The sequence below is a fragment of the Halorubellus salinus genome (genome assembly GCF_020567525.1).
GTDB classification, from domain to species: Archaea; Halobacteriota; Halobacteria; order Halobacteriales; family Natrialbaceae; genus Halorubellus; species Halorubellus salinus.
Map to the genome: position 1 here is coordinate 251,102 of NZ_JAJCVI010000004.1, position 22,934 is coordinate 274,035.

Below are 22,934 nucleotides of genomic sequence, written 5' to 3' on the forward strand. Positions count from 1 at the left end.
AGTTCACGCGGCCGTGTTTTCGGAGATAGCAACCCACTTTAACCCCCGTACCGAACGGTTCGGACATGACCGAATCGTACGTGATCATCGGCGACGGCATCGCGGGGTCCTCTGCAGCGGAGACACTCCGAGAGGAGGCGCCGGACGCCGACATCACCGTCATCACGGACGAGGGGGAAGCCCTCTACAATCGCATCCTCATCAAGGAGTTCGCGAAGGGCAAGATGCCCGAAGCACCCATCTCCATCCACGACGGGAGCTGGTACGAGGAGCGGGACATCGAGCTGGAACTGAACACGCACGTCACGACCATCGACGTCGACGGGCACGAGATCGAGACGCACTCCGGGGACGTCATCGAGTACGACAAGCTCCTGGTGGCGACGGGTGGGACGCCGACGCAGCTGCCGGTGGATAACTCCGACGCCGAGGGCGTCCATCACTTCTGGACGTTCCAGGACGCACGCGGTATCGAGGAGCACGCGAGCGAGGCCGACACGGGGCTCGTCGTCGGCGCTGGCTTGCTCGGCATCGACCTCGCGGCGATCTGTGGGGCGCAGGACGTCGACGCGAAGTACCTGATGCGCGGGGACTGCTGGTGGCGGTACGCGCTCAGCGAGGAGGGCGCGGAGATCATCCACGACGGCCTCCGCGAGAAGGGCGTCGAGCCCGTGTTCCAGTCGGGCGTCGACCACTTCACGGTCGACGACGACGGCGCGGTGACGGGCGCGGTCGACCCGAACGGCGTCGAGTACGACGGCGACTTCGTCGGCGTCGCCATCGGCCTGAACTTCAACACGGAGTTCCTCCGCGGGACCGGTATCGAACTCGACGACGGTATCGTCGTCGACGAGTACATGCAGACGAACGTCGAGGACGTGTACGCGGCGGGTGACCTGACGCAGTTCCACGACGTCCTGCTCGGCGAGCAGGCCCAGAACGGGTCGTGGGGGAGTGCGAAGGAGCAGGGCCAGATCGCGGCGAAGAACATGGTCGCGGACGCGGAGGAGGCGGTGTTCGAGTGGGTGTCGTCGTACTCCATCACGCACTTCGACTTCCCGTTCCTCTCCTTCGGGCATCCGACCCTGGGCGACGATTACGTGGAGAAGAAGTACTCGGACACGGAGTGGCGGCGCGTCGTGTTCAAGGACGGGAAGGTCATCGGTGGCGTGCTCATCGGCGACCTGGCGCCGCAGACGAAGCTGAAGAAGCTCGCTCGCGAGCAGCGTGACCTCACGGGCCAGAAGGAGGTCTTGCTCGACGAAGAGCTCGACCTCGACCGGCTCGAGGCGCCGGAAGCCGAGCAGTAGTCGGTCGCTAGTTCTCGTCGCGGTCGTTCGCGTTTGCTCGTTTTCGTCAGTGCCGACTGGGGGTTCGTCGCGTTCGGGTGCTGTGGGGTGATTCGAGGCGGGTGTCGTGGTGGGCTTCCGGGTCGTCAACGCCAAGCTTTAATAGAAACCGTGGTATACTATACCATGCCCCATGGCAGTTAGTGACACCAAGAGCGGTGCTCTGCGGTTACGCCGCACCGAATCCGTCCCCGCGGACGCGACGGTCAAGCACGTCGACCAGCTCCGAGACCAAACGTACCGCCAGATCGCACGGACGACCGACGGCTCGGTCGTCGAGCTAGACGCAGCGTCGACGCAACTCTCCGCGGGAGACGTCGTGGTGTTCACCGACTACCTACGCGTCGAACGCGCCTGACCCGGGGGCGAGGGCGTTCTCTCCGAGCACGACCACGTAGCGACAGCGCCACCCGGCGACCAGAAAGTGGACGCGAGCGGCGGCTGTCGGCCACCAGAAAGTGGGCGCGAGCGGTATCGGTCGGGGAGCGAGCAGTCGGGCCAGACCGACACGTTCTTTCGCCGCGACCGGCCATCTTGGTACATGAACGGGCCCGACAGTGGCACGATGACGCTGGCGTTCGAGCTCTCCGCGCTCCAGGCGCTCGCGGACCCCGAGGCCGTCTTCGACGACGCGCGACGCTGGGCGAAGTACGTCGGCGTCGTCTCGGACGAACCGACGTACGTCGTCACGAACTTCACGCGGAAGAACCGCGTCCGCCAGGACTTCTTCAGCGGGCCGCGCGGTCGCGAGGAGAGCCTGGAGAGCGTCCACGAGCAGTTCGACACCGACCGGCACGTGTTCGTCGGCACCGCCGAGGGCGACGTGGACCTCGCCGACCGCGTCGACTGGGAGTACCTCGCCGTCGAGGACGCCGCCGACGCCGCCGGCTGGACGCTCGCGACCGACACCGCGAGCGAGGACGCCGCCGACGAGGAGCCGGTTCGCGACGACTGGCCCTGACCTCGGGACGCCTCGGAGCGTCACGACCACTCGTCGCGTGCCCTGGCGACCGGGAGTCACGTGCCCGTGGCGACCGGGAGTCGCGGCCCTTTTACGCGCTCGTTCCGAACGCGCTCGTATGCCTGAGCCGCGGGTTCCGGGTGACGACGCCCCGAGTAGCGCGCTCGAACTGCCCTGCGGTGAGTCCGTCGACGTGAAGGACCTGGACATGGGCGTCCGCGATATCTCGTGTGCCTGTGGTGGGACGCACGCGGTCGTCCAGGACGTCCATCCGCCGTCGCGGTTCTTCCCCGAGAGCCTCGTCGCGGTCCTCCAGGAGACCATCGAACCGGAGGACGACTTCGACGAGTTCGACACCATCCACCTCATGGGGGTCGTCCTCGAGGAGTTCCCGGAGGACGTCGCCGTGAAGGACGTGAGCGACGACGGGAGCGTCGGGTACTCGATGGTGTGGGTGACCGAGTTCGACTCGCGACGCCTCCACGAGATCGTCGTCGAGTTGATCGTCGAGCTGATGGAGCACGCGGTCAGCCACGCCGAGGACCAGAACGCGGTCGAGGAGTTCGAACGGCAGATGCTCGAGTTCGACGTCGCCGAGTTCGTCGAGGCGTACCGCGCCGACCGCGACTTCGCGGACGAGCACGACACCGCGCTGTAGGGAGTGTCGACGGCGCGACGATAGAACCCGCGCTGTAGGGAGTGTCGACGGCGCGACGATAGAACCCGCGCTGTAGGGCGGTGTCGACGGCGCGACGATGGCACGCGCCACCCGCGACTCGCGTGTGTCTCTGTCGCACCCTGGGTGCCATTTTATACTCCTCGCGCGCGTGAGATTACGTGTGACTCCCGTGGACCACGGCGAGTTCGAGCGGATCCGTGACGTACTGGCGAGTGCAGGTATCGAGGAGCCGCTGTCGGCGAGCGATATCGTCGCGGTGCTCGACGAGCACGGCGTCGACGTCGATAGCACGCATCGCGTCGCGACGGTGCTCGGGCGGCGCGCCGAGTCGGGCGCGGTCGAGGTGGTCGGCGAGAACCCGCCGTATCGGTATCGGTTCGTCGACGAGTAGCGGTCGCGGTCAGTGGAAGGTGACGGTCTTGTTCTCCGGGTCGAGGTCGACGCGTGCGCCGAGTGGAACCGGGGCGTGCGGGTCGGTGTGGCCGACGTCGAAGTCGAACACGATGGGGACGTCCGCGAACGCGCGTATCGTCTCGTGGACGGCGTCGTGCTGCCGGTCGCGGTAGGCGTCGCGTTCGCTGTGGGGTGGGACGCGGACCTGCTGGTCGCCGCCGGTTGCAGCGACGACCGCGCCGACCGTCGGGTCTTCGAACGCCGACTCGAACGCGTCCGCGATGGCTGCGGGGTCGTCGTCGGCGTCGATGAGCGGGGAGCGGTCGACGGCGACGCCGAAGCGCTCGCGGAGGCGCGTGGTGACGCGGTCGACGACGAAATCCGGCCCGTTCCGGGAGGTCGGGTGGCGGCGCGGTCGACGACGAAATCCGGCCCGTTCCGGGAGGTCGGGTGGACGACGACGACCTGGTCGTCCCCGACCGGTGGGGGCGTGACGGGTGCGTCGGCGGTCGCTTCCATGTCCTCGCGTGCTGGCCGCGAGCGGGTGGTTCTTCCGCGGGCGTGGGAGTCTCTGGCGTGGGTCGGCCGCCTTCCTTCCGGCAAGATTTCGAAGTTCGAAATCGAATTACGCTCCTCGTAATCTATCGTGGGTCTTATTACGATGTACGGACTGAGAATCGATAAGCAACCATGACCGGCGGGACACCAACCGACGACGACGCGGACGGACGCACAATCCTCCTCATCGGCTCCGGCCCCATCCAGATCGGGCAGGCCGCGGAGTTCGACTACTCCGGCGCGCAGGCGTGCCGCGCGCTCCAGGAGGAGGGTGCGCGAGTCGTCCTCGTGAACTCGAACCCCGCGACCATCATGACCGACCCCGAGATGGCGGACAAGGTCTACATCGAACCCATCACGACCGACGCCATCGCGGAGGTCATCGCGCGCGAGGAACCCGACGGCGTCATCGCCGGGCTCGGCGGCCAGACCGGCCTGAACGTCACCGCGGAACTCGCCGAAGAGGGCGTCCTCGACGAGTACGACGTCGAGATCATGGGGACGCCGCTCGACACCATCTACGCGACCGAGGACCGCGACCTCTTCCGCGAACGCATGGAGTCCATCGGCGAACCCGTCCCGAAGTCCGTCACCATCAACAGCGTCGACGAGATCGAGGACGCCGTCGACCAGGTCGGCGGCCTCCCCGTCATCATGCGGACGACGTACACGCTCGGCGGCGCCGGGTCCGGCGTCGTCGAGGAGATGGACGAACTCAAGGAGCGCGTCCGCAAGGGCCTGCGCCTGTCGCGGAACAACGAGGTGATGATCACCGAGTCGATCGACGGCTGGGTCGAACTCGAGTACGAGGTGATGCGGGACGGCGACGACTCCTGTATCATCATCTGTAACATGGAGAACATCGACCCGATGGGCATCCACACCGGCGAGAGCACGGTCGTCACGCCCAGTCAGGTCATCCCGGACGAAGGCCACCAGCAGATGCGCGACTCCGCGCTGAAGGTCATCCGCGAACTCGGCATCGAGGGCGGGTGTAACATCCAGCACGCGTGGCGGGACGACGGCACGCCAGGCGGCGAGTACCGCGTCGTCGAGGTGAACCCGCGCGTCTCGCGGTCCTCGGCGCTCGCGTCGAAGGCGACCGGGTACCCGATCGCGCGCGTCACCGCGAAGGTCGCGCTCGGCAAGCGCCTGCACGAGATCACGAACGAGATCACGGGCGAGACGACCGCGGCGTTCGAGCCCGCCATCGACTACGTCGTGACGAAGGTCCCGCGCTGGCCCCAGGACAAGTTCCCGGAGACGGACTTCGAGCTGTCGACGGCGATGAAGAGCACGGGCGAGGCGATGGCGATCGGGCGGACGTTCGAGGAATCCCTGTTGAAGGCGCTGCGGTCCTCGGAGTACGAGCCGGACGTCGACTGGCCGGACCTCGCGGACGAGGAACTCGAGCGCGAGTTCCTGGTGCGGCCGAGCCCGGACCGGCCGTACGCGATGTTCGAGGCGTTCGACCGCGGGTACAGCGTCGAGGACGTCATCGAGATGACGGACATCCACGAGTGGTACGTGGAGCGGTTCGCGAACGTCGCGAACGCGGCGAAGGCCGCGCAGGACGGCGACTTCGAGCGCGCGGGCGAGGTCGGGTTCACGAACGCGGAGGTCGCGGAACTGGCGGGCGACGGCGGTCGCGTCGCGGAGGCACCGACCGGTGACGGTGGGACGGCGGCGACCGTCGAGGCGGTCGAGGCGGCGACGCCCGAGCGCTCGTTCAAACAGGTGGACACGTGCGCGGGCGAGTTCGCGGCGTCGACGCCGTACTACTACTCGGCGCGTCAGCCCTCGCACGTCTCGAGCCGGTACCGGAACGAGCTCCAGGTCGACCCGGAGATGGAGAGCGTCGTCGTCGTCGGCGGCGGCCCCATCCGCATCGGGCAGGGCGTCGAGTTCGACTACTGTTCGGTGCACGCGGTCCAGGCCCTGGAGGAGCTCGGTATCGACGCGCACGTCGTGAACAACAACCCGGAGACGGTGTCGACGGACTACGACACCTCCGACGGGTTGTTCTTCGAGCCGATCACCGCCGAGGAGATCGCTGACGTCGTCGAAGCGACGGACGCGGACGGCGTGATGGTGCAGTTCGGCGGGCAGACGTCGGTGAACGTCGGCGAGCCGCTCGAGGCCGAGCTCGAACGTCGTGGCCTCGACTGCTCGGTCCTGGGGACGAGCGTGGAGGCGATGGACCTCGCGGAGGACCGCGACCGCTTCAACGTCCTGATGGACGAGCTCGGTATCGCCCAGCCCGAGGGCGGAAGTGCGACGAGCGAGGCGGAGGCGCTCGAACTCGCTCGCGACATCGGGTATCCGGTGCTCGTTCGCCCGAGCTACGTGCTCGGAGGCCGTGCGATGGAGGTCGTGCACGACGACGCGGACCTGAAGCAGTACGTCGAGGAGGCGGTCCGCGTGAGCCCGGACAAGCCGATCCTCGTCGACGAGTTCCTCGCGGGCGCGGTCGAACTTGACGTCGACGCCGTCTCGGACGGGGAGGACGTCCTCATCGGCGGTATCATGGAGCACATCGAGACGGCTGGCGTGCACTCGGGTGACTCGGCGTGCGTCATCCCGCCGCGGTCGCTCGACGACGAGACGAAGCAGCGCGTTCGCGGGGTCGTCGAGGACATCGCGAGCGCGCTCGACACGGTCGGTCTCATGAACGTCCAGCTCGCCGTGAAGGACGACGAGGTGTACGTCCTGGAGGCGAACCCGCGTTCCTCGCGCACGGTGCCCTACGTGTCGAAGGCGACGGGCGTCCCCATCGCTAAGGTCGCGGCGAAGGTGATGGCCGGGGAGACGCTCGCGGACCTCGACGTCGCCGAGCAGGTCCCCGACCACTACTCGGTGAAGGAGGTCGTGCTGCCGTTCGACCGCTTGCCGAACTCGGACCCGCGCCTGGGGCCGGAGATGAAGTCGACGGGCGAGGTCATGGGGACGGCGAGTTCGTTCGGGATGGCCTACTGGAAGGCTCAGGACGCTGCCGGGAACGCCGTGAACACTGGCGGGAAGGCCGTGGTCGCGCTCGCGGGCGACGACGACGACCTCCCCGAGCGCTTCGGCGAGTACTTCACGGTCGTCGAGTTCGACGACGTCTCGCAGGCGATCATCGACGGGGCGGTCGACTTCCTCGTCAGCGACGACCCGGAGGCGTTGAAGACCGCGGTCGAGGAGGACATCGCGTACCTCTCCACGGAAGCAGCGGCCGAAGCGTACCTCGAGGGACTCGCGGTGTGCGAGGGCGACCTCGAGGTGCTTCCGGTGGGCGAGCGTCCGCGCCGCACCGAGGACTGGGGCTGACGGCGGGGACGCGTCCCCGAGGTCCCTCGTCGCGCCGCCGGCGAAAGGTGCCTCGTCGCGCAGCCGGCGAACGTATCTTCCGATTGCTGGTGGCTGCGTATTATCGTCCGTTGGCGTGATTTTGGTGCGAATTTGGGAGAGATTAGGCAAAATCCCCTTTATGTCGTGGGTGATGGTACGGGTATGGCAAGAGGGGTCATTGGAGCGACAGTTGGGGCTGGTTGGCGGCGGGTCCGGCGCGGGGTCGATCCGCGCGCGTCGCTGACGGGGAAGTTCGTCGTGGCAGCGCTCGCCGCCATCGCGGTGGCGTTCGTCGTCGTCGCCGTGGCGGTGTGGCGGGCGACGGTCGCGCTCGACGCGAACTACGCGCAAGCACAGGCGATCTACCGCGGCGGCATCCTCGCGTTCGCGACGATGACCGTCGGTATCGTGGTGGCGTTCGCGTTCGTCGAGCGTTCCGTGGTCACGGGACTGCGCGACCTCGACCGGGAGACGCGGACGGCGGTCGAGACCGGGCGGTACGACGCGGCGTTCGAGCCGACGCGGCGCGACGAGGTCGGCCAGCTCGCCTGGAGCGTCGCGGAGTTACGCGACCAGCTCGGCGAGCAGGTCGCGACCGTCGAGTCGTTGAACCGCGAACTGGCGACGACGGCGACCGCGCAGACGCGGACGCTGTCATCGGTGCGGCGCGGCGACCTGACGGGGCGGATGGACGAGGAGACGGGCGTCCCGCAGTTCGACGCGCTCGCCACCGGGTTCAACGAGATGATGGACCAGATGGAGACGATGGTGGCGGAGGTCCGTTCGTTCTCGCGGTCGGTCGCAGACGCGGCGCGGGAGGCCGACGAGAACGCCGGGGCGGCGAAAGCGGGAACGCGGCGCGTGACCGAGGCGACGGCGTCCATCAGCGACGGCGTGGAGGCCCAGCACGCGGAGCTGGAGGAGACCGCGGACGCGATGGCGGACCTCCTGGAGCAGGTGCGGACGGTGGCGCGGTCGGCGGGTGCGGTCGCCGAGCAGTCCGAGCGCGCGGCGGCGACGACCAGTGAGGGCGCGGACGCGGCGACGGACGCGCTCGCGGAACTCGACGAGATAGAGGCGCGGATGGCGGCGTCGGTCGACGGCATCGAGTCGCTCTCGGAGACGGTCGAAGAAGTCGCGGACGTCGCGGACGAGGTCCGGGACCTGACGAACCAGACCGAGCACCTCGCGATGAACACGACGCTGGAGGCGAAGAAGACGAGCGACGACGGGAGCATGACGCACCTCGGCGAGCAGATCCAGCAGCTGTCGAACGATACGGAGGCGGCCGCGGCGGCCATCGAGGCCGGGCTCGGTGACGTGGCGACGGACACGGAGGCGGCGCTCGCGGAGATAGAGCGCACGCAGGCGGCGCTCGACAGGGGCGCGGACACCATCGAGGACGCGCTCGGGGCGTTCGAGGACGTCGAGCGCGTGGTCGTCGAGACGGCGGCGGACGCGAACCGCATCGACGAGGCGACGGACGCGGGGACCGAGCGCGCGGCGGCGGTCCGCGAGAACGTCGCGTCGGTCCGCGAGATCGGCGCGGAGACGGCGACGGAGGCGAGCGACGTGGCGGCGACGGCGCGCGAACAGCAGGCGGTCATCGAGCGCATCGAGCGTCGCGTCGACTGGCTCGCCGACGGCGCGGGGCAACTGGAGCGTGCGCTCGAGCAGTTCACGGTGCGGTCGACGGACGCCCCGGAGCCGGCAGTGGAGGGCTCGCGATGACGGACGAGGACGCGTCCGCGGCGGGCGGGAGCGACGACGAGCACGTCGACGGCGAGTTCGTGTTTGGTGCCGTCGCGGACGACGAGGAAGCGTCGGACGGGACGGCTGGTGCGGTCGGGCCGTCTCCCGCGCTCGGCCCGGGCGATGCGCTCCGCGTGCAGCTCGACGCCATCGAGGCGGGCGACGTGGACGCGGCGGCGGCGCGCGCCGCCGGCGACGTCCCGGGGAGCGTCCGGACGTTGTTCGACTTCGCGGCACCGGCGTTCCGCGAGACGCACGGGGACCTGGACGGGTTCGCGGCGACGTTCCTCGGCGCGATCTACGACCGGCTCGTCGGTGCGCGCACCGTCGAGCGCGGCCCCGGCGAGCGCGACGGCGACCGGTACGTGCAGGCGGTGCTGGCGCGCCACCCCGACGGCGACCGAACGTACGAGTTCGTGCTCGCGAAGCAGGCGGGCGGGAAGTACGACGGCTGCTGGCTCACGGCGGCGGTGGACATGACCTACGACGGCGAGAGTCCGTCCTTCCGGCGGACGCCGACCGTGACGTTCGGCGACCGGTCGGTGACGTGCGAGGTCGGCGACCAGTTGCGTGCGGTCCTGCTCGCGGCCGAGGGGTACTCGCCGCACAACGACGTGACGCAGGTCGCGAACTGTGGCGGGAACGGCCTCTGCGGGACGTGCGCGGTGGCGTGCGACGGCGAGGTCGACGAGATGGGCGAACGCGAGGAACGCCGACTGTCGCTCCCACCGCACGAGACCGAGAGCGGCCTCCGGCTCTCCTGCCAGACGCACGTCCAGGGCGACGTCGTCGTCGAGAAGGGCGGCGGCTACTGGGGCCAGCACGTCGAGGACGTCGCAGAACCCGACGACGGCGACGCGGGCGGTGACGACGCGGTCGACGGCGAGGCGACAGCCGACGGCGACGCGCTCGTCGACCCGGCGTCCGTGGTCGCGGTGACCGAGGCGGAGTACGCTGGCGAGTACGACTACGCCACCGACGGCCCGGGGACGGCGGCGGCGAACGGGGGTGGTGGGCGATGATGGACACCGCCGCGAGCCAGACCGACGCGTCGATGCGCGACGGCCTCGGGCTGGACGCGTTCCTCGTCGTCGGCGCGGTCCTGGCCGCGGTCGGCTGGGGCGGCACGCAGTTCCTGGCGTCCTCGCCGGGGCTCGCACTCGAGGTCCTCGGGTTCGAGGCGGCGGTGGTCGTGGTCGCGTACTGGCTCGTCGCGAGCGTCGGGATGGTCGCGCTCGCACTCGCCGCCGGCCAGCGCGTCGTCCGGTACAGCCCGCTGCTGTGGGCGTGGGGCGCCCTCGTCTCGCTCGCGCTCCTCGTGGACGTCGCGGTCGTCCTGGGCGCGTTCGGGCCGTCGCTCGGCCGGACGCTCCTGTGGACGCCGTGGCCCGTCGTCATCGGCGTCGGGTTCGCGCTCACCGGCCTCCTCGCGGCGCACCGCGCCCGGGGCGCGTACCTCGTCGGCGCGCTCGCCGCCGGCCTCGTCGTCCTCGCCGCGGTCCTGTTCCCTTCGACGGTCGGGGACTGGGCGTTCGCTGCGACCGGCGTCGTCCACGCCGTCCCGCTGCTCGTGGACGCACGCGTCGGCGACCGGGACACCGACGCGGCCGACGACGCCGCGAGCCCCTACGAGTTCCGGGAACTCGACCGCGAGCGCGCCGGCGACGACGCCGAGGAGGGCGGCGCATGACCGACCGCGAACCCCGCAAAGAGGGTCGCGACGACGCCCGCGACTCCGGGCGCCGTCGTGTGCTCGCCGCCGCCGGCGCGTCGCTGTCGGCGCTCGCGACCGCCGGCTGTCTCTCGAACCCGTGGGGGCCGTCCCGGCCCGGCGCGGGCGCGGCGACGACCGGTGACGACCCGGCCGGGACGGCGACGACGCGCGGCGACGGCGGGGGCGCGGACGCGGACACGACGCGCGCCGACGCGACGACCGCCGACGCCGGAACGACCGACGGCGGCGATACCACTGCGGACGACACCACTGCGCCCGGCGAGCCGACGACCGAGGACACCGAGACCGCGACGGCGACGGCGACCGAGGTTCCACCGGAAGCGAAGGAGCCCGATCAGGTCGTCGAGGTCGCGCCCGACGGCTTCCGGTTCTCGCCGGAGACGTTCACGATCGACGCCGGCGACACCGTCCACTGGCAGTGGAAGGACTCCGGGCACAACGTCCGCGTCCGCGAGAAACCCGAGGACTCGGACTGGACGGGCACCCCCGGCGACGCGTCGGACACCTACGGCGAGGGCTACCTGCACGCGCACACGTTCGACGCACCGGGCGAGTACGAGTGCTTCTGCGCACCCCACCAGACGCTCGGGCTGGAGGGGTCGTTCACCGTCCGTTGACCGCACTCGGCCCAGCGTAGACGGCGCGACGGCGACGCCCGAAACTACGTATTTTGGCCGCATCTACTCCGAGCGCGGCGTGCTCGGCGTTCGTACACAATGGGGCCACCCGATAGCGACGACGGTTCCGGGGAGGGTGCGCGCGACCCCGTCACCGACGGCGGGTACGAGGTATCGACGTGGGAACCACGAACGGCGCTCGACCGGCTGGCGGTCGCGGTGTACTCGGGGATCGTCGCGAGCGCGCGCTGGGCGGTCGTCGCGCTCGCCGTGCTCGCGTTCACCGCCCAGCTCGGCTTGGTCGTGTTCGGCATCACGGTCCGGCCGACGCTCGGCGTCCTGACGCTCGCGTCCATCCTGCCGGCGCTCGTCATCGTCGGCGTCATCTGGTACCAGAACCCGACGATGCGCGAACCCGTCTGGCCGCTGGCCGCGACCTTCCTGCTCTCCATCCTCCTCGCGAGCTTCGCGGCGCTCGCGAACTCCGCGCTCAAGTCCGTCGTCACTGCGTACGTCCCGAGCGTGCTCGCGCTCGTCGTGTTCTTCTTCCTCGTCGTCGGCCCCGTCGAGGAGACCGTGAAGTGGCTCGCGGTGCGCCTGTACGCGTACCGGAGCGCGGCGTTCGACGCCGTCATCGACGGCGCGGTCTACGGCGCGGTCGCCGGCCTCGGGTTCGCGACCATCGAGAACGCGCTGTACATCTCGCGCGCGGTCATCGACGCCGGCGGCTTCCAGGCCGCCCAGAGCCTCCAGGGCGCGTTCGAGGTCGCGACCTCCCGGTCGTTCGTCGGCCCCGGCCACGTGCTGTACTCCGCGATATCCGGCTACTACCTCGGGCTCGCGAAGTTCAGCGACGACCACTGGGGCCCCATCGTCGTCAAGGGCCTGCTCATCGCGGCGGGCATCCACGCGACGTACAACTCGATTGTGACGCTCGTCGACTTCGGCGCGTTCCCGCTCGTCGACGGCGGCGTCGGCTTCGTCCTGTTCGTGTTCGCGTTCGAGGGCGCCGTCGGGTACGTCCTCTACCGGAAGCTCTCGAAGTACAACCGGTACTATCGAGCGGGCGCCACCCAGGCGAACGCGGACTGACCGGGCGACTGGGAACGCGGACTGACCGGGCGACTGGGAACGCGGACTGAGCGGCGACCCGCTCCGTCGGTCCGTGGGCGTCGCAGCACCAGCCGCGCGACCCGCTCGCCGTTCGCCGCGCGCGAGCTCGCTGCCTCCTGCTCGGGGCGGTTCGTCACGTTCAGATATTATTCTCGAATAATCGGAACGGCCACCGAGGGGATTCGTTGGCGGTTCGCTGGCGGTTGTTCGGCGGTTCGTGCGTGGCTTTCGACGAAATGTTTACTATGGAATCGTCCGTACGTCGTGACCGGATAGAGCTATGGAACGCACGGATACCGACCAGCGAACGATGGTATCGCGTACGACACCGACGGACGTGGCGTTGTCTCGACACGACGTCGCGCTGGGCGTTATCCCAGTGTTCCTCGCGCTGCCGGCACTCGCCGCCGTCCTCTCGGGGCTGCCGGTGCCGCCGCTCCTCGGCGCTGGCGCCGTCGCGTGCGCGCTCGTCGTCGCGGACGTCTGCTTCCTGCATCCGCCCGCCGGCACCGGCGTCGTCGGTCGTCGCGACGACGCCACCGGTCGCCCCGAGGAGGCGACCCGTCGCCGCCGTCGGACCGGGTAAGTAAGTCGCTCGGAACCGGCACCGAAGTGGTCGCACGGAACGTTTTACCTCCCCCAGAACGTAGTGTGTGAATGTGCCACACGAATCGTATCGCGTCCTGGTTGCAGACGCCGCAACGCCCGTCGGCACCGCCCTCCTGACGTACCTCGGCGAGACCGAGTACGTCCTCCGCGCCCTCGTCGCGGACGCCGACGCCGAGCGTCGCGCACGCAACGCCGGCGCGGACGAGGTCGTTCACGCCGACTTCGCGAACCACCGCGCGCTCGCCGACGCCGTCGCCGACGTCGACGCGTTCTGCTGTACGACCACCGACGGCGGCCTCGGGCGCGTCGTCGGCCCGCTCGACGGCGGTCGCGGCCTCCGGAACCTCCTCGACGCCGTCGACGAGAACAGTCGCCCGTACGTCGTCCTGCACTCCACCATCGGCGTCGGCGACTCCGCGTCGGGGATGGTGCTCCCGCGCCGCCTCTACAACTACCGCATCCTTCGCGCGCTCGACGACACGGAACGACACCTCCGCGAGCGCGGCGTTCCCTACACGATACTCAGAACCGGTGCGACGACCGACGACGCACGCAGCCACGACGTCGTCACGGGCGAAGGCGGCGACGACGTGTCCGGCCGCATCGGTCGTGCGGACCTCGCGTGGCTGATGACCGCCACCCTCACCACGCCCGAAGCCCGGAACCGGACGTTCGAGGTCGCGAGCAGCGACGCGACGACCGCGACCGACGCCGTCGACTTCGCGTGGAGCGGCCCCGAGACGGGACTCGTCGCGCGCCGCTCCGGCTACTCCATCCCGTCCTGAACGCGACGGCGAGCGTCCCTCGTGTTCTCCGCCGCTCGGACGTTCTCGGCGAGCGTCCGGTAGTGCCCGGCGCTCTCGACGTCCCACCGGTCGTCGGTCGCGTAGTAGACGTTCATTCCCGCGAGCGTCGGGCCGCTGTACGGCCCGTTCTCTTGCGTCCACGCGACGTCGTCGAGGTCGACCAGCTGCGTTATCTGGCCGTTCTCGTCGACGACGAAGTGACTGGAGACGTTCGCGTCGGGGTTCTGGAACCAGTTGATGCCGCTGCTGGCCGAGCCCTCGATGGTGTGGACGACGATCCATCGCAGGTCGCTCGCGTCGCGACTCGCGCTCGCGTAGTTCGAGTCGTGCGCGCTCACGTACTCCATAGCGGGTTCGTCGGCCGCGGCGGCGCTCCCGGCGGCTCCGAGGGCGTCCCCGCCGCGACGGCTCCGGTGCTCGTCTACAGGAATCTTCACCGACGCATAGTTACACAGACGAATCTCGGTACGTAAAACAGCACTCGCGTGGCATTCTACTCGCCGACTGGAGACGACGGTCTGCCCGACCGTACGTCGTGGACAGCACCGAGAGCGCCGGACGCGAGCGTGGCGGTCGCTCGCGGTCGAAGTGCTCGAAGGAGCTGGACGCCTACGTCCTGGTTCAGTCCGCGAGGACCGTTCGCTTCGCCTCGGCCATCCCGAGCACGTCGTCGAAGAAGCTCAGCGAGTCGTTCGGGCCGGGGTTGGCTTCGGGGTGGTACTGGCGCGTGATGACGTCGAGGTCGTCGCTGTCGAGACCCTCGGGCGTCCCGTCGTTGACGTTGATCTGGGAGACCTCGAGCGCCTCGGGGGCGTCCGCGACCGTGTACCCGTGGTTCTGCGTGGTCATGACGACCTTCCCGGAGTCGACGTCCTGCACGGGCTGGTTGACGCCACGGTGGCCAAAGGCCATCTTCTCCGTGGTGCCGCCGAGCGCGCGAGCGACGATCTGCTGGCCGAGACAGATGCCGGCGACGGGGACGTCGCCGACGAAGGCGTCGACGACCTCGACGGCGGCGTCGAAGTTCGCGGGGTCGCCGGGCCCGTTCGAGACGAACAGGACGTCGGGGTCGACGGCCTCGACCTCCGCGGGCGTCGCGTCGTAGGGCATGCGGTGCACGGTCGCGCCGCGCTCGTTCAGCGAGTCGACGATCGCTTGCTTCGCGCCGCAGTCGATGAGCGCGACGGTCTCGCCGTCAGCGGTGCCCTCGGTGACCTCGACCTCGTCGACGGAGACCTGCGCGCCGATGTCGGTGTGGTCGCTCATCGCCGTGCAGTCCTCGAGTTCCGCGAGCGCGTCCTCGGGCGTCACGTCGTCGCCGACGGCGATACCGCACGCCATGGCGCCGTCCTCGCGGACGTCCGTGACGAGGTCGCGCGTGTCGATCTGGTCGACTGCGGGCACGCCCTCCTCGGTGAGCCACTCGGCGACGTCGTCGGTGAGCTCGCGAGCGACCGCGGCGTTGGGGTGCACGCGGCCGGACTCGAAGCGCTCCTCGCGCACGCCGTAGTTCCCGATGAGGGGGTACGCGAAGGTGAGGATCTGTTCCTCGTAGGACGGGTCGGTGAGACTCTCCTCGTATCCCGTGTACGCTGTTGTGAAGACCAGTTCGCCGTTCGTCGTTCCTGGAGCGCGGCCACGTGCTTCGATCACGTGTCCGCCCTCGATGGCTACGTAGGCGTCCATCGTTACGAGATACGTATCGACCCCGACCTCATAAGCGTTGCTTTCGTAGCATCGTTACGAATTTCGTAATCGTTTAGGTTGGGGGTGGTGTACGTACGAATCTACATGGACGAACTCGACCGCCGCATCCTCAACATCCTCCGGCGAGACGCTCGCACGCCGTACACGGAGATCGCGGAGGAGGTCGGCACGAGCGAGGGAACGGTCCGGAACCGCGTCGAACGAATGACCGAGGACGACGTCATCGAACGGTTCACCGTGTCCACGCGCACGGGGAACGTGAAGGCGATGATAGAGGTCGGCGTCGCCGTCGACGTCGCGACGGGCGAGGTCGCGGACCGGATGGCCGACTGGGACGAGGTCGACTTCGTCTGGATGGTCTCGGGCGAGGAGGACATCGTGCTCGTCGTCGACGCCGCCGACACCCAGGGCGTGAACGAACTCATCACGCAGGCGCGCGAACTCGAGGAGGTCGACGCGACGAAGACCCGGCTCATCCTCGACGAACGCCTCGGGTAGCGTTCGCGGCCGCCTGGCGGACGGTCGTCGTTTCTGCCCTCGTCTCCACCGTCGTCGCTGGTCTCTCGCCCGGCCGATTCGTCGACCCGGGCGCCCCGTGGCCTTTCGCATCCATGCCGGCTGGAATTTCGCGGTCGTCGCCTGCAACCAAGGGATAGCCCTATTACGTTGCCATTGGTGTTCACCATTAGCTACCATGCCTGCCCCAAGCGAACGGACGTGGGACCTCGACGGGTCCGGCGAGATGGACGAAACCCTCAACACCGGCGCCGCGTTCACCATGATGGCGCTCGGCCAGCTCATCCTCCTGTTCACGTTCTGGTTCAGCGTCTGGCCCCACGCGTTCGGCATCCCGCGGGACGTCCGCATCATCACCATGCTCGGCGGGTTCTTCTCCGCCGCCGCCGTCCTCGGCATCTACTGGGGCTTCCAGCACCTCGTCGACGCCACCAACTGACCACGCAACCCATCCCCCGACCTCTCCCCTCGACTCCTCCTTCGACCTTCGCTCTCGGACTCCCTCTCCTACCGTCGCTCTCAATCACCGGATTCGAGCCAGGGAGCGACGCGTCGCCGTCGCGAGTCGAAGGTGGTTTCACTTCGGTTCGCGTTCCGTTGACGTATGAGCGCACCCGATTCGCCCGCCGACGCAGCCGGCGGGGACCTCGAGCACGAGAACGCCTCGCAGGACGTCATCGCCGTCGACGCCGACGACGAACCACAGGGCCTGGTCAACCGGCTGGACGCGCACACCGGCGACGGCATCCGGCATCGCGCGTTCACGGCGCTCCTGTTCGACGAGAACGACCGCATCCTCCTCGCGCAGCGCGCCCCCGGCAAGCGCCTGTGGGGGACGTGGTGGGACGGCACCGTCGCCTCTCACCCCCGCGAGGGCGAGACCCAGGAGGAGGCGACCCGCCAGCGCCTCGACGACGAGCTCGGTATCACGCCCGACCAGTACGACGACCTCCGCGTCACCGACCGCTTCGAGTACAAGCGCTACTTCGAGAACGCGGGCGTCGAGCACGAGGTCTGCGCGGTCCTCCAGGCGACGCTGCACGACACCGACCTCGACCCGAACCCCGAGGAGGTCGGCGGCCTCATGTGGGTGCCCTACGAGCGCCTCCACGAGGAACCCGAGTTCTACCGGCAGCTCCGACTCTGCCCGTGGTTCGAGATCGCGATGCGTCGCGACGTCGAGTAATCGACTGTCGGAAGGAGCGGTTTCGTGCGGTAGAGTAGTCGACTGCTGGAGGACGCGGTCTCGTGCGGTCGAGTAACCGCTTTCTTCCGTTCGTTCTCCGCCGGTGACCTGTCCGCTGGAGCGACCGCGTTCGCGTTCGCGGGTCGGTCTCGGGTTCGCGATGCGTCTTCGGGCGTCGATAACCCCACGTGAACCGCGTGCCAGCGTTGCGGTCGACCCGAGGGTCGGGGGGCGAGGGTAGATAACCCCATCCCGGTCGTGCGTGGGTTGTTAACACACGCCAATGCTTATGAGGGTGTCCGTCGTACTGACACGTGAGGCTCACGGGCCTCGTGACAGCAAGTGTCGACCGATACCGTCCCGAACCAGCCGCCGACGAACCGCCTCGCGCTCTCACGAGCCGAAGCCTGGGTCGTCCACCACGTCGTACTCGAGCACCTCCTCGACGAGGACGCCGACACCGACGAACAGCCGTGGTGGGCGCTCGAGGCCGCCGAAAAGCTCGAAGAAGACGACGCGCGGTTCACAGCGTTCGAAGCCTGGCGGCTGCGCTGCGCCCTGCTTGCCTACGCGGGCGCGGACGGGACGCCGGACGCCGACGTCGCCCTCTCCGTGGCGATCGTCGACCGCATCGAACGCGAGTTCGACGGCCCACCGGCCGCACTCTGCTAGCGAGGCCGGACCTCACCGCACCCGTCGCTGTCATCCCACAACGGCGACCCCCCCTCTTCCCCCTACCCGTTCCCCGACCGACGAGCGACGGCCAGCCCCTCGTGCGACCCGCTCAGGGTCGTCGACCGCGCGTGATTCAGGGGCGCGTCGTCGCCCACACGCCGACCGCGCCAAGCAGTATCGCCGGGAGCATCGGGAGCGCGAGCAACGCCGCCCAGTACGGCAGCGACGGCGGCCGGAAGAGGATCAAAAGCGGCGCGCCGATGAGGGAGAACGCGAGCACGCCCAGGAGGACCCAGCCGCGAGACCCGACGCTCCGGTCCGCGGTCTCGGGATGCGCACCCTGGAGGTCGCCGTCGGTCCCGGCGGCGCGACCGCCGTCGCTCGCGTCACCCGCGCGGTCGCCGTCATCGTCGGTCTCACGGGCCGCACCCGGCCGGTGCGTGTACCCGTCGTCGTCAGCGCTCACTATCCGGGATTACGACCACCTTGCCAAAGCCCTCACGGTTCTCGAGGAGTTCGTGCGCTCGCGCCGTCTCGCTCATCGGGAGCGTCTCCCGGACCCGCGGTTCGAACGTCCCGTCCCACACCTTCGAGAGCGCGCGTTCCGCGCTCCCGTGACTCGCCATCGTCGACCCGCGCACGTCCAGCTGGTTCCAGAAGATGCGGCCGATGTGCGTCTCCGGACGCGGCCCCGTGGTCGCACCGCAGGTCACGATACGGCCACCCTTCGCGAGGCTCTTCAGGGAGTCGTACCACGTCGACGCGCCGATGTGGTCGACGACGACGTCCACGCCACGGTCACCGGTCTGCTCGTGGATTGCCTCGGAGAACGACTCGGTCTCGTAGTTCACGACGTGGTCCGCGCCACAGTCGCGAGCGTACTCCAGCTTCTCGTCGGTCGAGGCGGTCGCGTACACCTCCGCGCCCGCGTCCGCCGCAATCTGGACCGCTGCGTGCCCGACGCCGCCCGATGCGCCGAGGACGAGCACGCGCTCGCCGGACTGGAGCTCGCCGCGTTCGAGGAGCATCCGCCACGCGGTCTGGAAGACCAGCGGTGCCGCGGCCGCCGTCGCGAAGTCCACGTGCTCGGGGACGGACGCGAGCTGGTCCTCGTGGACCGCGGCCTGCTCGGCGTGCACGCCCTGCGTGTGCTCGCCGATGACGTGATACGTCTCGCAGAGCGTCGGTTCCCCGCGGCGACAGAACTCGCATTTCCCACAGGAGACGCCCGCCAGCAGCGCGACGTGGTCGCCCGGCGAGAAGCGCGTGACGTCGTCGCCGACCGCTTCGACGACCCCCGCCATGTCGCTCCCCGGGACGTGGGGCATCTCGAGGTCGAGGCGCCCGGTCGCGCCGAGCCCCTGGCGCGTCCACACGTCGAGGTGATTCAGCGCCCCCGCCTTCACGTCCACGAGGACGTCCTCGGGGCCGACCTCGGGGTCGGGGAACTCGCTGTACTCGATGACGTCGCGGTCGCCGTGCTCGCTGAACTGGACCGCCTTCATGCGCGGAGCGTCACGCGGTCGACCCAAGAACGTTCCGACCCCGGCAGCATCCCGTCGTCGACGCCTGCCCGGTCTCGGCGGAGGGCTTACGTCCGTCCGCGGGGAACGCGCGAGACATGACCGACGGTGAACGCGGCCAGGAACCGACGTCGACGGGCGGCGACGGCGAGCACGCCGGCGACCACGTCGCGGACAGCGAACGCGGACACGACCACGCCACGGACGACGACCGCGGACACGATCACGCCACGGACGGCGACCACGACCATCACGCCGACGATGCGGCGGGCGTCGGCGCGGCGGTCGTGACGGTGTCGTCGTCCCGGAGCCTCGACGACGACCCGAGTGGCGACGTCATCGCGACCGAACTCGAACGCGACGGCCACGAGGTCGCGACGCGAGAGCTCGTCCGCGACGACTTCGACGGCGTGCAGGGAACGGTCGCTCGCCTCGTGACGCGGGACGACGTCGACGTCGTCGTCACCACCGGTGGGACGGGCGTGACGCCGGACGACGTGACGCCGGAGGCGGTCGAACCGCTGTTCGACAAGCACCTGCCTGGATTCGGCGAGGAGTTCCGACGGCGGTCGGTCGCGGCGGTCGGCGAGATGGGGATGCTCTCGCGCGCGACCGCCGGCGTCGTCGACGAGGCAGTCGTCGTCGTCCTCCCCGGCAGCGAGTCCGCGGCGAGAACCGGCATCACGCTGCTCGCGACCGTCCTCGGGCACCTCGTCGGGCTCGCGAGCGACGACAGGACGCACTGACTGGCGGTCGAGAACGACGACGGGACGCACTGACTGGCGCCCGTGAGCGACGGATCGGTCGACCGGCCGACCGCGACTGGCGCGAGCGCTGTCGCTCCCTGGGTGGACTGCGACGAGAGGGGAATCCTGGCACGCTGCCAGTCGGAGAGGGGTGGATGAGGGGGGGAGTGGAGGGCGTGCCCCGAGCGGGGTGCCTCTGACGCGCGGTCGCCCAGGGGAGTGGACGACCGCTCCGTGGGGGGAGGCTTCCGCCTCCACGCACGACTAGCGGCCGTTCCTACATGAACCGTCGAGACCCTCCACGCGAGTTCACGCGGTGAACGGTCGTGAACGGTGTGAAACGACGGACGGCGCGGTCGTAAAACGAACTAATCGTCGTAAATTCCCGTAACCTGTCTCGGGATTTAATCCCCCTCCGTTCGTTCACGGCCGAACGGGTGAACTCAGATGACGGAACGTACCCTCACGCGACGGAACGCGCTGAAGACGCTCGGTGCCGCGGCCGCCGCGACGACGTTCGCGGGTGCCGCGACCGCAGCCGATAGCGACGGCACCGAGTCCGGGTGGACGACGCGAGAGTCGCCGACCGGGAGCACGCTCTACGACGTCGAGGAGACCACTGGTGGCGTGTACGCCGTCGGCGCGGGCGGGGTCGTCCTCGAACGCACGCCGAAGGGCTACGTGAAGGTGCTCGACGGCGGCCCGACCGGGAACGGGAACTCGCTGTACGGCGCGGACGTCACCGACGACGGCAAGCGCCTGTGGTTCGTCGGCTCCAGCGGTGCCATCGGCGAGTACGACGTCGAGACCGGGACGCTCCAGTCGCATTCGGCGCCGATGGACGTCACGAACAACTTCAACGACGTCTCCGTGACCGGCGAGGCCGACGAGGCGAACGTGTACGTCGCCGGCGACAGCGGGAAAATGTACTACAGCTTCGAGAACGGCCGCAGCCAGAGCTGGGAGTACGTCACGCCCGCGAGCGGCGCGGCGATCAACGCGGTGGACTTCCACGACGCGAAGAGCGGGCACATCGTCGACGGGAACCAGACGGTGCTGTACACGCGCGACGGTGCGACCTGGGACCGCCTGGGTATCGAGAACGCGAACCACAACTTCTACGGCGTCGACGCCGTCGGCTTCGACGACGTCTGGGTGAGCGGCGGCGGTGGCACCATCTTCCACTGGAACGGCTCCGAGTGGCTCCGCTCGGACACCGGCGACGCCGGCCAGCGCGACATCGAGGTCGCCGGCGAGGATGCAGGCTACGTCGTCGGCGGCGGCGGGAAGGTCTACGACCGCGAGAACCAGAAGTGGACCGCTGACGCGACGCCGACCGGCCAGAACCTCAAAGCCGTGGTACTGCTCGGCGGCGAATCCGCGGTCGCGGTCGGCGCCGGCGGCACCATCGTCGAGCGGTAACGTGCGTCGCCCGTAGCGAGAACAGCCATCGACTGCCGCGTCGTCGCCTCAGTCGTCGCGGACGGCGGTGAGGATGACGATGCCCTTCTCGGCGTCCTCGACGCCGCGGTCGACGACGTCGTAGCCCAGGCGGTCGAGTTCGGCGCGCACGTCCGCTTCGGGCGCGTCGAAGTTCGCGTGCGCCTCGACGACGACGACGCGCGGTCGAACCCGAAGTCCGCGGAGGATACCGACCTCCGCGCCCTCGCAATCCATCTCCAGCACGTCGCACGTCGGGAGGTCGCGGGCGTCGACCACGGTCGCGTCCCCCGGTGGCGTGTACGTCGACACCGCCGACCCGACGATGGCGTGCTCGACGTCGACGCGGTCCTGGACGTCGTTTATCTCCAGGGTCTCCGCGACGAGGTCGTACTGTTCCGCGCCCGCCTCGTAGGTCGTCACCGACCCGGCGTCCCCGACGCGGCGGGCCGCGACGACCGAGGACACGCCGAACCCGCCGCCGACGACGACGACGTCGTCGCCGTCGCGGACGCGCTCGCGTAACGCCGCGACGATGTCAGCCTCGTACTCCGGGAAGCGATCCGTGAGGTCGAAGAGCTTCGCGCCGCGAGCGGTGACGCCGTTGTGCGTGCTGAGCTTGTACGGCAGATGCGAGCGCACGAATCGATTGTACACCGACTGGACGGTCCCTGGACCGTCCTCGGTCGGCGAGTCCGCGGGTTCGCTGGTCGACGTGACGCGACTGGTGACGCTCCCGATCATGAACGAACGGTCGCGTCCCGACGGCATCAACTCGCGTTCGTCCTCGTGCGTCGACTCGGCGCTCGTTTCGACGCTCGATACGCACGACTGCCGGGGGACACCTCGAAGAACGGGCTGGTGGGTGCTCGCGACGGCGCCCGCGAGCGGTCAGGGCGTGTGCCTCGGGGCGCTCAGGCGGCGAGCTCCTCGGCGACGGTCGCGGAGTCGAGGAGTGCGGGGTCGACAGACAGCACCTCTTGGCCGGAGACGAACTCCGGGAGGGAGTCGTCGGTGTAGCAGACGACGCGGACGTCCTCGTTCAGGTCCTTCGCGACGGGGATCGACGTCGCCTGCCCGACGTCCGTGAGCACGAACAGGTCGGCGTCGTGTACGCCCGCTTCCTCCAGCGCGGGCCGGTTCGCGACGTCCGGGACGACCGTGACGTCGTACCCCACCGCTTCGAGTTCACCCACGAGTTCGTGTTCGTCGACACCAGCGAAAATCGCGTGCATCACG

General features: G+C 69.3%; 26 protein-coding genes. 19 read left to right on the plus strand and 7 right to left on the minus strand.

What is annotated here, in order from left to right:
- Positions 1–65 precede the first annotated feature (65 nt).
- From LI336_RS12495 to LI336_RS12515, 5 genes are all read left to right on the plus strand, one after another.
- The gene (locus LI336_RS12495; protein ID WP_227133467.1) at positions 66–1,310 is read left to right on the plus strand and encodes an NAD(P)/FAD-dependent oxidoreductase; all 1,245 of its coding nucleotides are present in this window, start codon (positions 66–68) and stop codon (positions 1,308–1,310) included.
- 172 nt (positions 1,311–1,482) lie between these two features.
- The gene (locus LI336_RS12500; RefSeq protein WP_227133468.1) at positions 1,483–1,707 is read left to right on the plus strand and encodes a hypothetical protein; all 225 of its coding nucleotides are present in this window, start codon (positions 1,483–1,485) and stop codon (positions 1,705–1,707) included.
- A gap of 183 nt (positions 1,708–1,890) precedes the next feature.
- Entirely contained in the window at positions 1,891–2,310 is a 420-nt protein-coding gene (locus tag LI336_RS12505) for a DUF7124 domain-containing protein (protein WP_227133469.1), read from the plus strand.
- Between the two features lie 118 nt (positions 2,311–2,428).
- Positions 2,429–2,968 carry a DUF5815 family protein gene (locus LI336_RS12510; protein ID WP_227133470.1) on the plus strand — a complete coding sequence of 180 codons (540 nt, stop codon included), beginning with the start codon at positions 2,429–2,431 and terminating at the stop codon, positions 2,966–2,968.
- A 181-nt stretch (positions 2,969–3,149) separates the two neighbouring features.
- Positions 3,150–3,380, plus strand: coding sequence for a hypothetical protein (locus tag LI336_RS12515; protein ID WP_227133471.1), 231 nt, complete (start codon positions 3,150–3,152; stop codon positions 3,378–3,380).
- A 9-nt stretch (positions 3,381–3,389) separates the two neighbouring features.
- Here the strand turns inward: LI336_RS12515 and LI336_RS20425 are convergent, their stop codons facing one another.
- On the minus strand, positions 3,390–3,692 hold the full coding sequence (locus LI336_RS20425) for a hypothetical protein (protein ID WP_368408383.1): 303 nt from the start codon (positions 3,690–3,692) through the stop codon (positions 3,390–3,392).
- A 380-nt stretch (positions 3,693–4,072) separates the two neighbouring features.
- On the opposite strand from LI336_RS20425, the gene carB reads away from it, so the two are divergent.
- The 8 genes from carB to LI336_RS12560 all read left to right on the plus strand — a co-directional run bounded on the left by carB (position 4,073) and on the right by LI336_RS12560 (position 13,881).
- Positions 4,073–7,249, plus strand: a complete 3,177-nt coding sequence (gene carB, locus LI336_RS12525; protein ID WP_227133472.1) for a carbamoyl-phosphate synthase large subunit — start codon at positions 4,073–4,075, stop codon at positions 7,247–7,249.
- A 279-nt stretch (positions 7,250–7,528) separates the two neighbouring features.
- Positions 7,529–9,001 (plus strand): methyl-accepting chemotaxis protein, encoded by a 1,473-nt coding sequence (locus LI336_RS12530; protein ID WP_227133473.1) that lies wholly within the window; start codon positions 7,529–7,531, stop codon positions 8,999–9,001.
- Positions 8,998–10,044, plus strand: coding sequence for a 2Fe-2S iron-sulfur cluster-binding protein (locus tag LI336_RS12535; protein ID WP_227133474.1), 1,047 nt, complete (start codon positions 8,998–9,000; stop codon positions 10,042–10,044). Before LI336_RS12530 ends, LI336_RS12535 begins: the two co-directional genes overlap by 4 nt.
- Positions 10,041–10,712, plus strand: a complete 672-nt coding sequence (locus LI336_RS12540; RefSeq protein WP_227133475.1) for a hypothetical protein — start codon at positions 10,041–10,043, stop codon at positions 10,710–10,712. Before LI336_RS12535 ends, LI336_RS12540 begins: the two co-directional genes overlap by 4 nt.
- Entirely contained in the window at positions 10,709–11,374 is a 666-nt protein-coding gene (locus LI336_RS12545) for a plastocyanin/azurin family copper-binding protein (protein WP_227133476.1), read from the plus strand. Before LI336_RS12540 ends, LI336_RS12545 begins: the two co-directional genes overlap by 4 nt.
- 99 nt (positions 11,375–11,473) lie before the next feature.
- Positions 11,474–12,466: a PrsW family intramembrane metalloprotease gene (locus LI336_RS12550; RefSeq protein WP_227133477.1), complete on the plus strand. Its 993-nt coding sequence runs from the start codon at positions 11,474–11,476 to the stop codon at positions 12,464–12,466.
- Positions 12,467–12,797: 331 nt separating this feature from the next.
- Complete coding sequence (locus LI336_RS12555) at positions 12,798–13,073, plus strand: DUF8015 family protein (protein ID WP_227133478.1); 276 nt, start codon at positions 12,798–12,800, stop codon at positions 13,071–13,073.
- A gap of 73 nt (positions 13,074–13,146) precedes the next feature.
- Positions 13,147–13,881, plus strand: coding sequence for an SDR family oxidoreductase (locus LI336_RS12560; RefSeq protein WP_227133479.1), 735 nt, complete (start codon positions 13,147–13,149; stop codon positions 13,879–13,881).
- Here LI336_RS12560 and LI336_RS12565 read toward each other — a convergent pair.
- Both LI336_RS12565 and carA read right to left on the minus strand, forming a co-directional pair.
- On the minus strand, positions 13,863–14,249 hold the full coding sequence (locus LI336_RS12565) for an N-acetylmuramoyl-L-alanine amidase (RefSeq protein ID WP_227133480.1): 387 nt from the start codon (positions 14,247–14,249) through the stop codon (positions 13,863–13,865). The genes LI336_RS12560 and LI336_RS12565 overlap by 19 nt on opposite strands.
- A gap of 274 nt (positions 14,250–14,523) precedes the next feature.
- Positions 14,524–15,588, minus strand: a complete 1,065-nt coding sequence (gene carA, locus LI336_RS12570) for a glutamine-hydrolyzing carbamoyl-phosphate synthase small subunit (protein ID WP_227133481.1) — start codon at positions 15,586–15,588, stop codon at positions 14,524–14,526.
- Between the two features lie 105 nt (positions 15,589–15,693).
- On the opposite strand from carA, the gene LI336_RS12575 reads away from it, so the two are divergent.
- The 4 genes from LI336_RS12575 to LI336_RS12590 all read left to right on the plus strand — a co-directional run bounded on the left by LI336_RS12575 (position 15,694) and on the right by LI336_RS12590 (position 17,983).
- Positions 15,694–16,107 (plus strand): Lrp/AsnC family transcriptional regulator, encoded by a 414-nt coding sequence (locus LI336_RS12575; RefSeq protein ID WP_227133482.1) that lies wholly within the window; start codon positions 15,694–15,696, stop codon positions 16,105–16,107.
- Between the two features lie 196 nt (positions 16,108–16,303).
- Positions 16,304–16,564, plus strand: coding sequence for a hypothetical protein (locus LI336_RS12580; RefSeq protein WP_227133483.1), 261 nt, complete (start codon positions 16,304–16,306; stop codon positions 16,562–16,564).
- A 165-nt stretch (positions 16,565–16,729) separates the two neighbouring features.
- Positions 16,730–17,311 carry an isopentenyl-diphosphate Delta-isomerase gene (gene idi, locus LI336_RS12585; RefSeq protein WP_227133484.1) on the plus strand — a complete coding sequence of 194 codons (582 nt, stop codon included), beginning with the start codon at positions 16,730–16,732 and terminating at the stop codon, positions 17,309–17,311.
- A gap of 342 nt (positions 17,312–17,653) precedes the next feature.
- A complete protein-coding gene (locus LI336_RS12590) occupies positions 17,654–17,983 on the plus strand; it encodes a DUF7853 family protein (protein WP_227133485.1) in 330 nt (109 codons plus the stop codon).
- A 136-nt stretch (positions 17,984–18,119) separates the two neighbouring features.
- Here LI336_RS12590 and LI336_RS12595 read toward each other — a convergent pair whose 3' ends face one another.
- Both LI336_RS12595 and LI336_RS12600 read right to left on the minus strand, forming a co-directional pair.
- Positions 18,120–18,452, minus strand: a complete 333-nt coding sequence (locus LI336_RS12595) for a DUF7977 family protein (RefSeq protein ID WP_227133486.1) — start codon at positions 18,450–18,452, stop codon at positions 18,120–18,122.
- Entirely contained in the window at positions 18,442–19,491 is a 1,050-nt protein-coding gene (locus tag LI336_RS12600; RefSeq protein ID WP_227133487.1) for a zinc-binding dehydrogenase, read from the minus strand. Before LI336_RS12600 ends, LI336_RS12595 begins: the two co-directional genes overlap by 11 nt.
- 116 nt (positions 19,492–19,607) lie before the next feature.
- Between LI336_RS12600 and LI336_RS12605 the strand changes: the two genes are divergently transcribed.
- Together LI336_RS12605 and LI336_RS12610 are read left to right on the plus strand one after the other, a co-directional pair.
- The gene (locus LI336_RS12605; protein WP_227133488.1) at positions 19,608–20,255 is read left to right on the plus strand and encodes a molybdenum cofactor synthesis domain-containing protein; all 648 of its coding nucleotides are present in this window, start codon (positions 19,608–19,610) and stop codon (positions 20,253–20,255) included.
- A gap of 447 nt (positions 20,256–20,702) precedes the next feature.
- A complete protein-coding gene (locus LI336_RS12610; RefSeq protein ID WP_227133489.1) occupies positions 20,703–21,677 on the plus strand; it encodes a WD40/YVTN/BNR-like repeat-containing protein in 975 nt (324 codons plus the stop codon).
- Positions 21,678–21,725: 48 nt separating this feature from the next.
- On the opposite strand, the gene LI336_RS12615 is transcribed toward LI336_RS12610, so the two are convergent.
- Positions 21,726–22,466, minus strand: a complete 741-nt coding sequence (locus LI336_RS12615; protein ID WP_227133490.1) for an FkbM family methyltransferase — start codon at positions 22,464–22,466, stop codon at positions 21,726–21,728.
- Positions 22,467–22,609: 143 nt separating this feature from the next.
- Positions 22,610–22,930 (minus strand): DUF7126 family protein, encoded by a 321-nt coding sequence (locus LI336_RS12620; RefSeq protein WP_227133491.1) that lies wholly within the window; start codon positions 22,928–22,930, stop codon positions 22,610–22,612.
- Positions 22,931–22,934: the final 4 nt, after the last annotated feature.

What these genes read in the sequence shown, in the direction of transcription:
- LI336_RS12495 (WP_227133467.1), top strand. Translation starts at nt 66, where the DNA reads ATGACCGAATCGTACGTGATCATCGGCGACGGCATCGCGGGGTCCTCT.
- LI336_RS12500 (WP_227133468.1), top strand. Translation starts at nt 1,483, where the DNA reads ATGGCAGTTAGTGACACCAAGAGCGGTGCTCTGCGGTTACGCCGCACC.
- LI336_RS12505 (WP_227133469.1), top strand. Translation starts at nt 1,891, where the DNA reads ATGAACGGGCCCGACAGTGGCACGATGACGCTGGCGTTCGAGCTCTCC.
- LI336_RS12510 (WP_227133470.1), top strand. Translation starts at nt 2,429, where the DNA reads ATGCCTGAGCCGCGGGTTCCGGGTGACGACGCCCCGAGTAGCGCGCTC.
- carB (WP_227133472.1), top strand. Translation starts at nt 4,073, where the DNA reads ATGACCGGCGGGACACCAACCGACGACGACGCGGACGGACGCACAATC.
- LI336_RS12535 (WP_227133474.1), top strand. Translation starts at nt 8,998, where the DNA reads ATGACGGACGAGGACGCGTCCGCGGCGGGCGGGAGCGACGACGAGCAC.
- LI336_RS12540 (WP_227133475.1), top strand. Translation starts at nt 10,041, where the DNA reads ATGATGGACACCGCCGCGAGCCAGACCGACGCGTCGATGCGCGACGGC.
- LI336_RS12545 (WP_227133476.1), top strand. Translation starts at nt 10,709, where the DNA reads ATGACCGACCGCGAACCCCGCAAAGAGGGTCGCGACGACGCCCGCGAC.
- LI336_RS12550 (WP_227133477.1), top strand. Translation starts at nt 11,474, where the DNA reads ATGGGGCCACCCGATAGCGACGACGGTTCCGGGGAGGGTGCGCGCGAC.
- LI336_RS12555 (WP_227133478.1), top strand. Translation starts at nt 12,798, where the DNA reads ATGGTATCGCGTACGACACCGACGGACGTGGCGTTGTCTCGACACGAC.
- LI336_RS12565 (WP_227133480.1), bottom strand. Translation starts at nt 14,249, where the DNA reads ATGGAGTACGTGAGCGCGCACGACTCGAACTACGCGAGCGCGAGTCGC.
- carA (WP_227133481.1), bottom strand. Translation starts at nt 15,588, where the DNA reads ATGGACGCCTACGTAGCCATCGAGGGCGGACACGTGATCGAAGCACGT.
- LI336_RS12575 (WP_227133482.1), top strand. Translation starts at nt 15,694, where the DNA reads ATGGACGAACTCGACCGCCGCATCCTCAACATCCTCCGGCGAGACGCT.
- LI336_RS12580 (WP_227133483.1), top strand. Translation starts at nt 16,304, where the DNA reads ATGCCTGCCCCAAGCGAACGGACGTGGGACCTCGACGGGTCCGGCGAG.
- idi (WP_227133484.1), top strand. Translation starts at nt 16,730, where the DNA reads ATGAGCGCACCCGATTCGCCCGCCGACGCAGCCGGCGGGGACCTCGAG.
- LI336_RS12600 (WP_227133487.1), bottom strand. Translation starts at nt 19,491, where the DNA reads ATGAAGGCGGTCCAGTTCAGCGAGCACGGCGACCGCGACGTCATCGAG.
- LI336_RS12605 (WP_227133488.1), top strand. Translation starts at nt 19,608, where the DNA reads ATGACCGACGGTGAACGCGGCCAGGAACCGACGTCGACGGGCGGCGAC.
- LI336_RS12610 (WP_227133489.1), top strand. Translation starts at nt 20,703, where the DNA reads ATGACGGAACGTACCCTCACGCGACGGAACGCGCTGAAGACGCTCGGT.
- LI336_RS12615 (WP_227133490.1), bottom strand. Translation starts at nt 22,466, where the DNA reads ATGCCGTCGGGACGCGACCGTTCGTTCATGATCGGGAGCGTCACCAGT.
- LI336_RS12620 (WP_227133491.1), bottom strand. Translation starts at nt 22,930, where the DNA reads ATGCACGCGATTTTCGCTGGTGTCGACGAACACGAACTCGTGGGTGAA.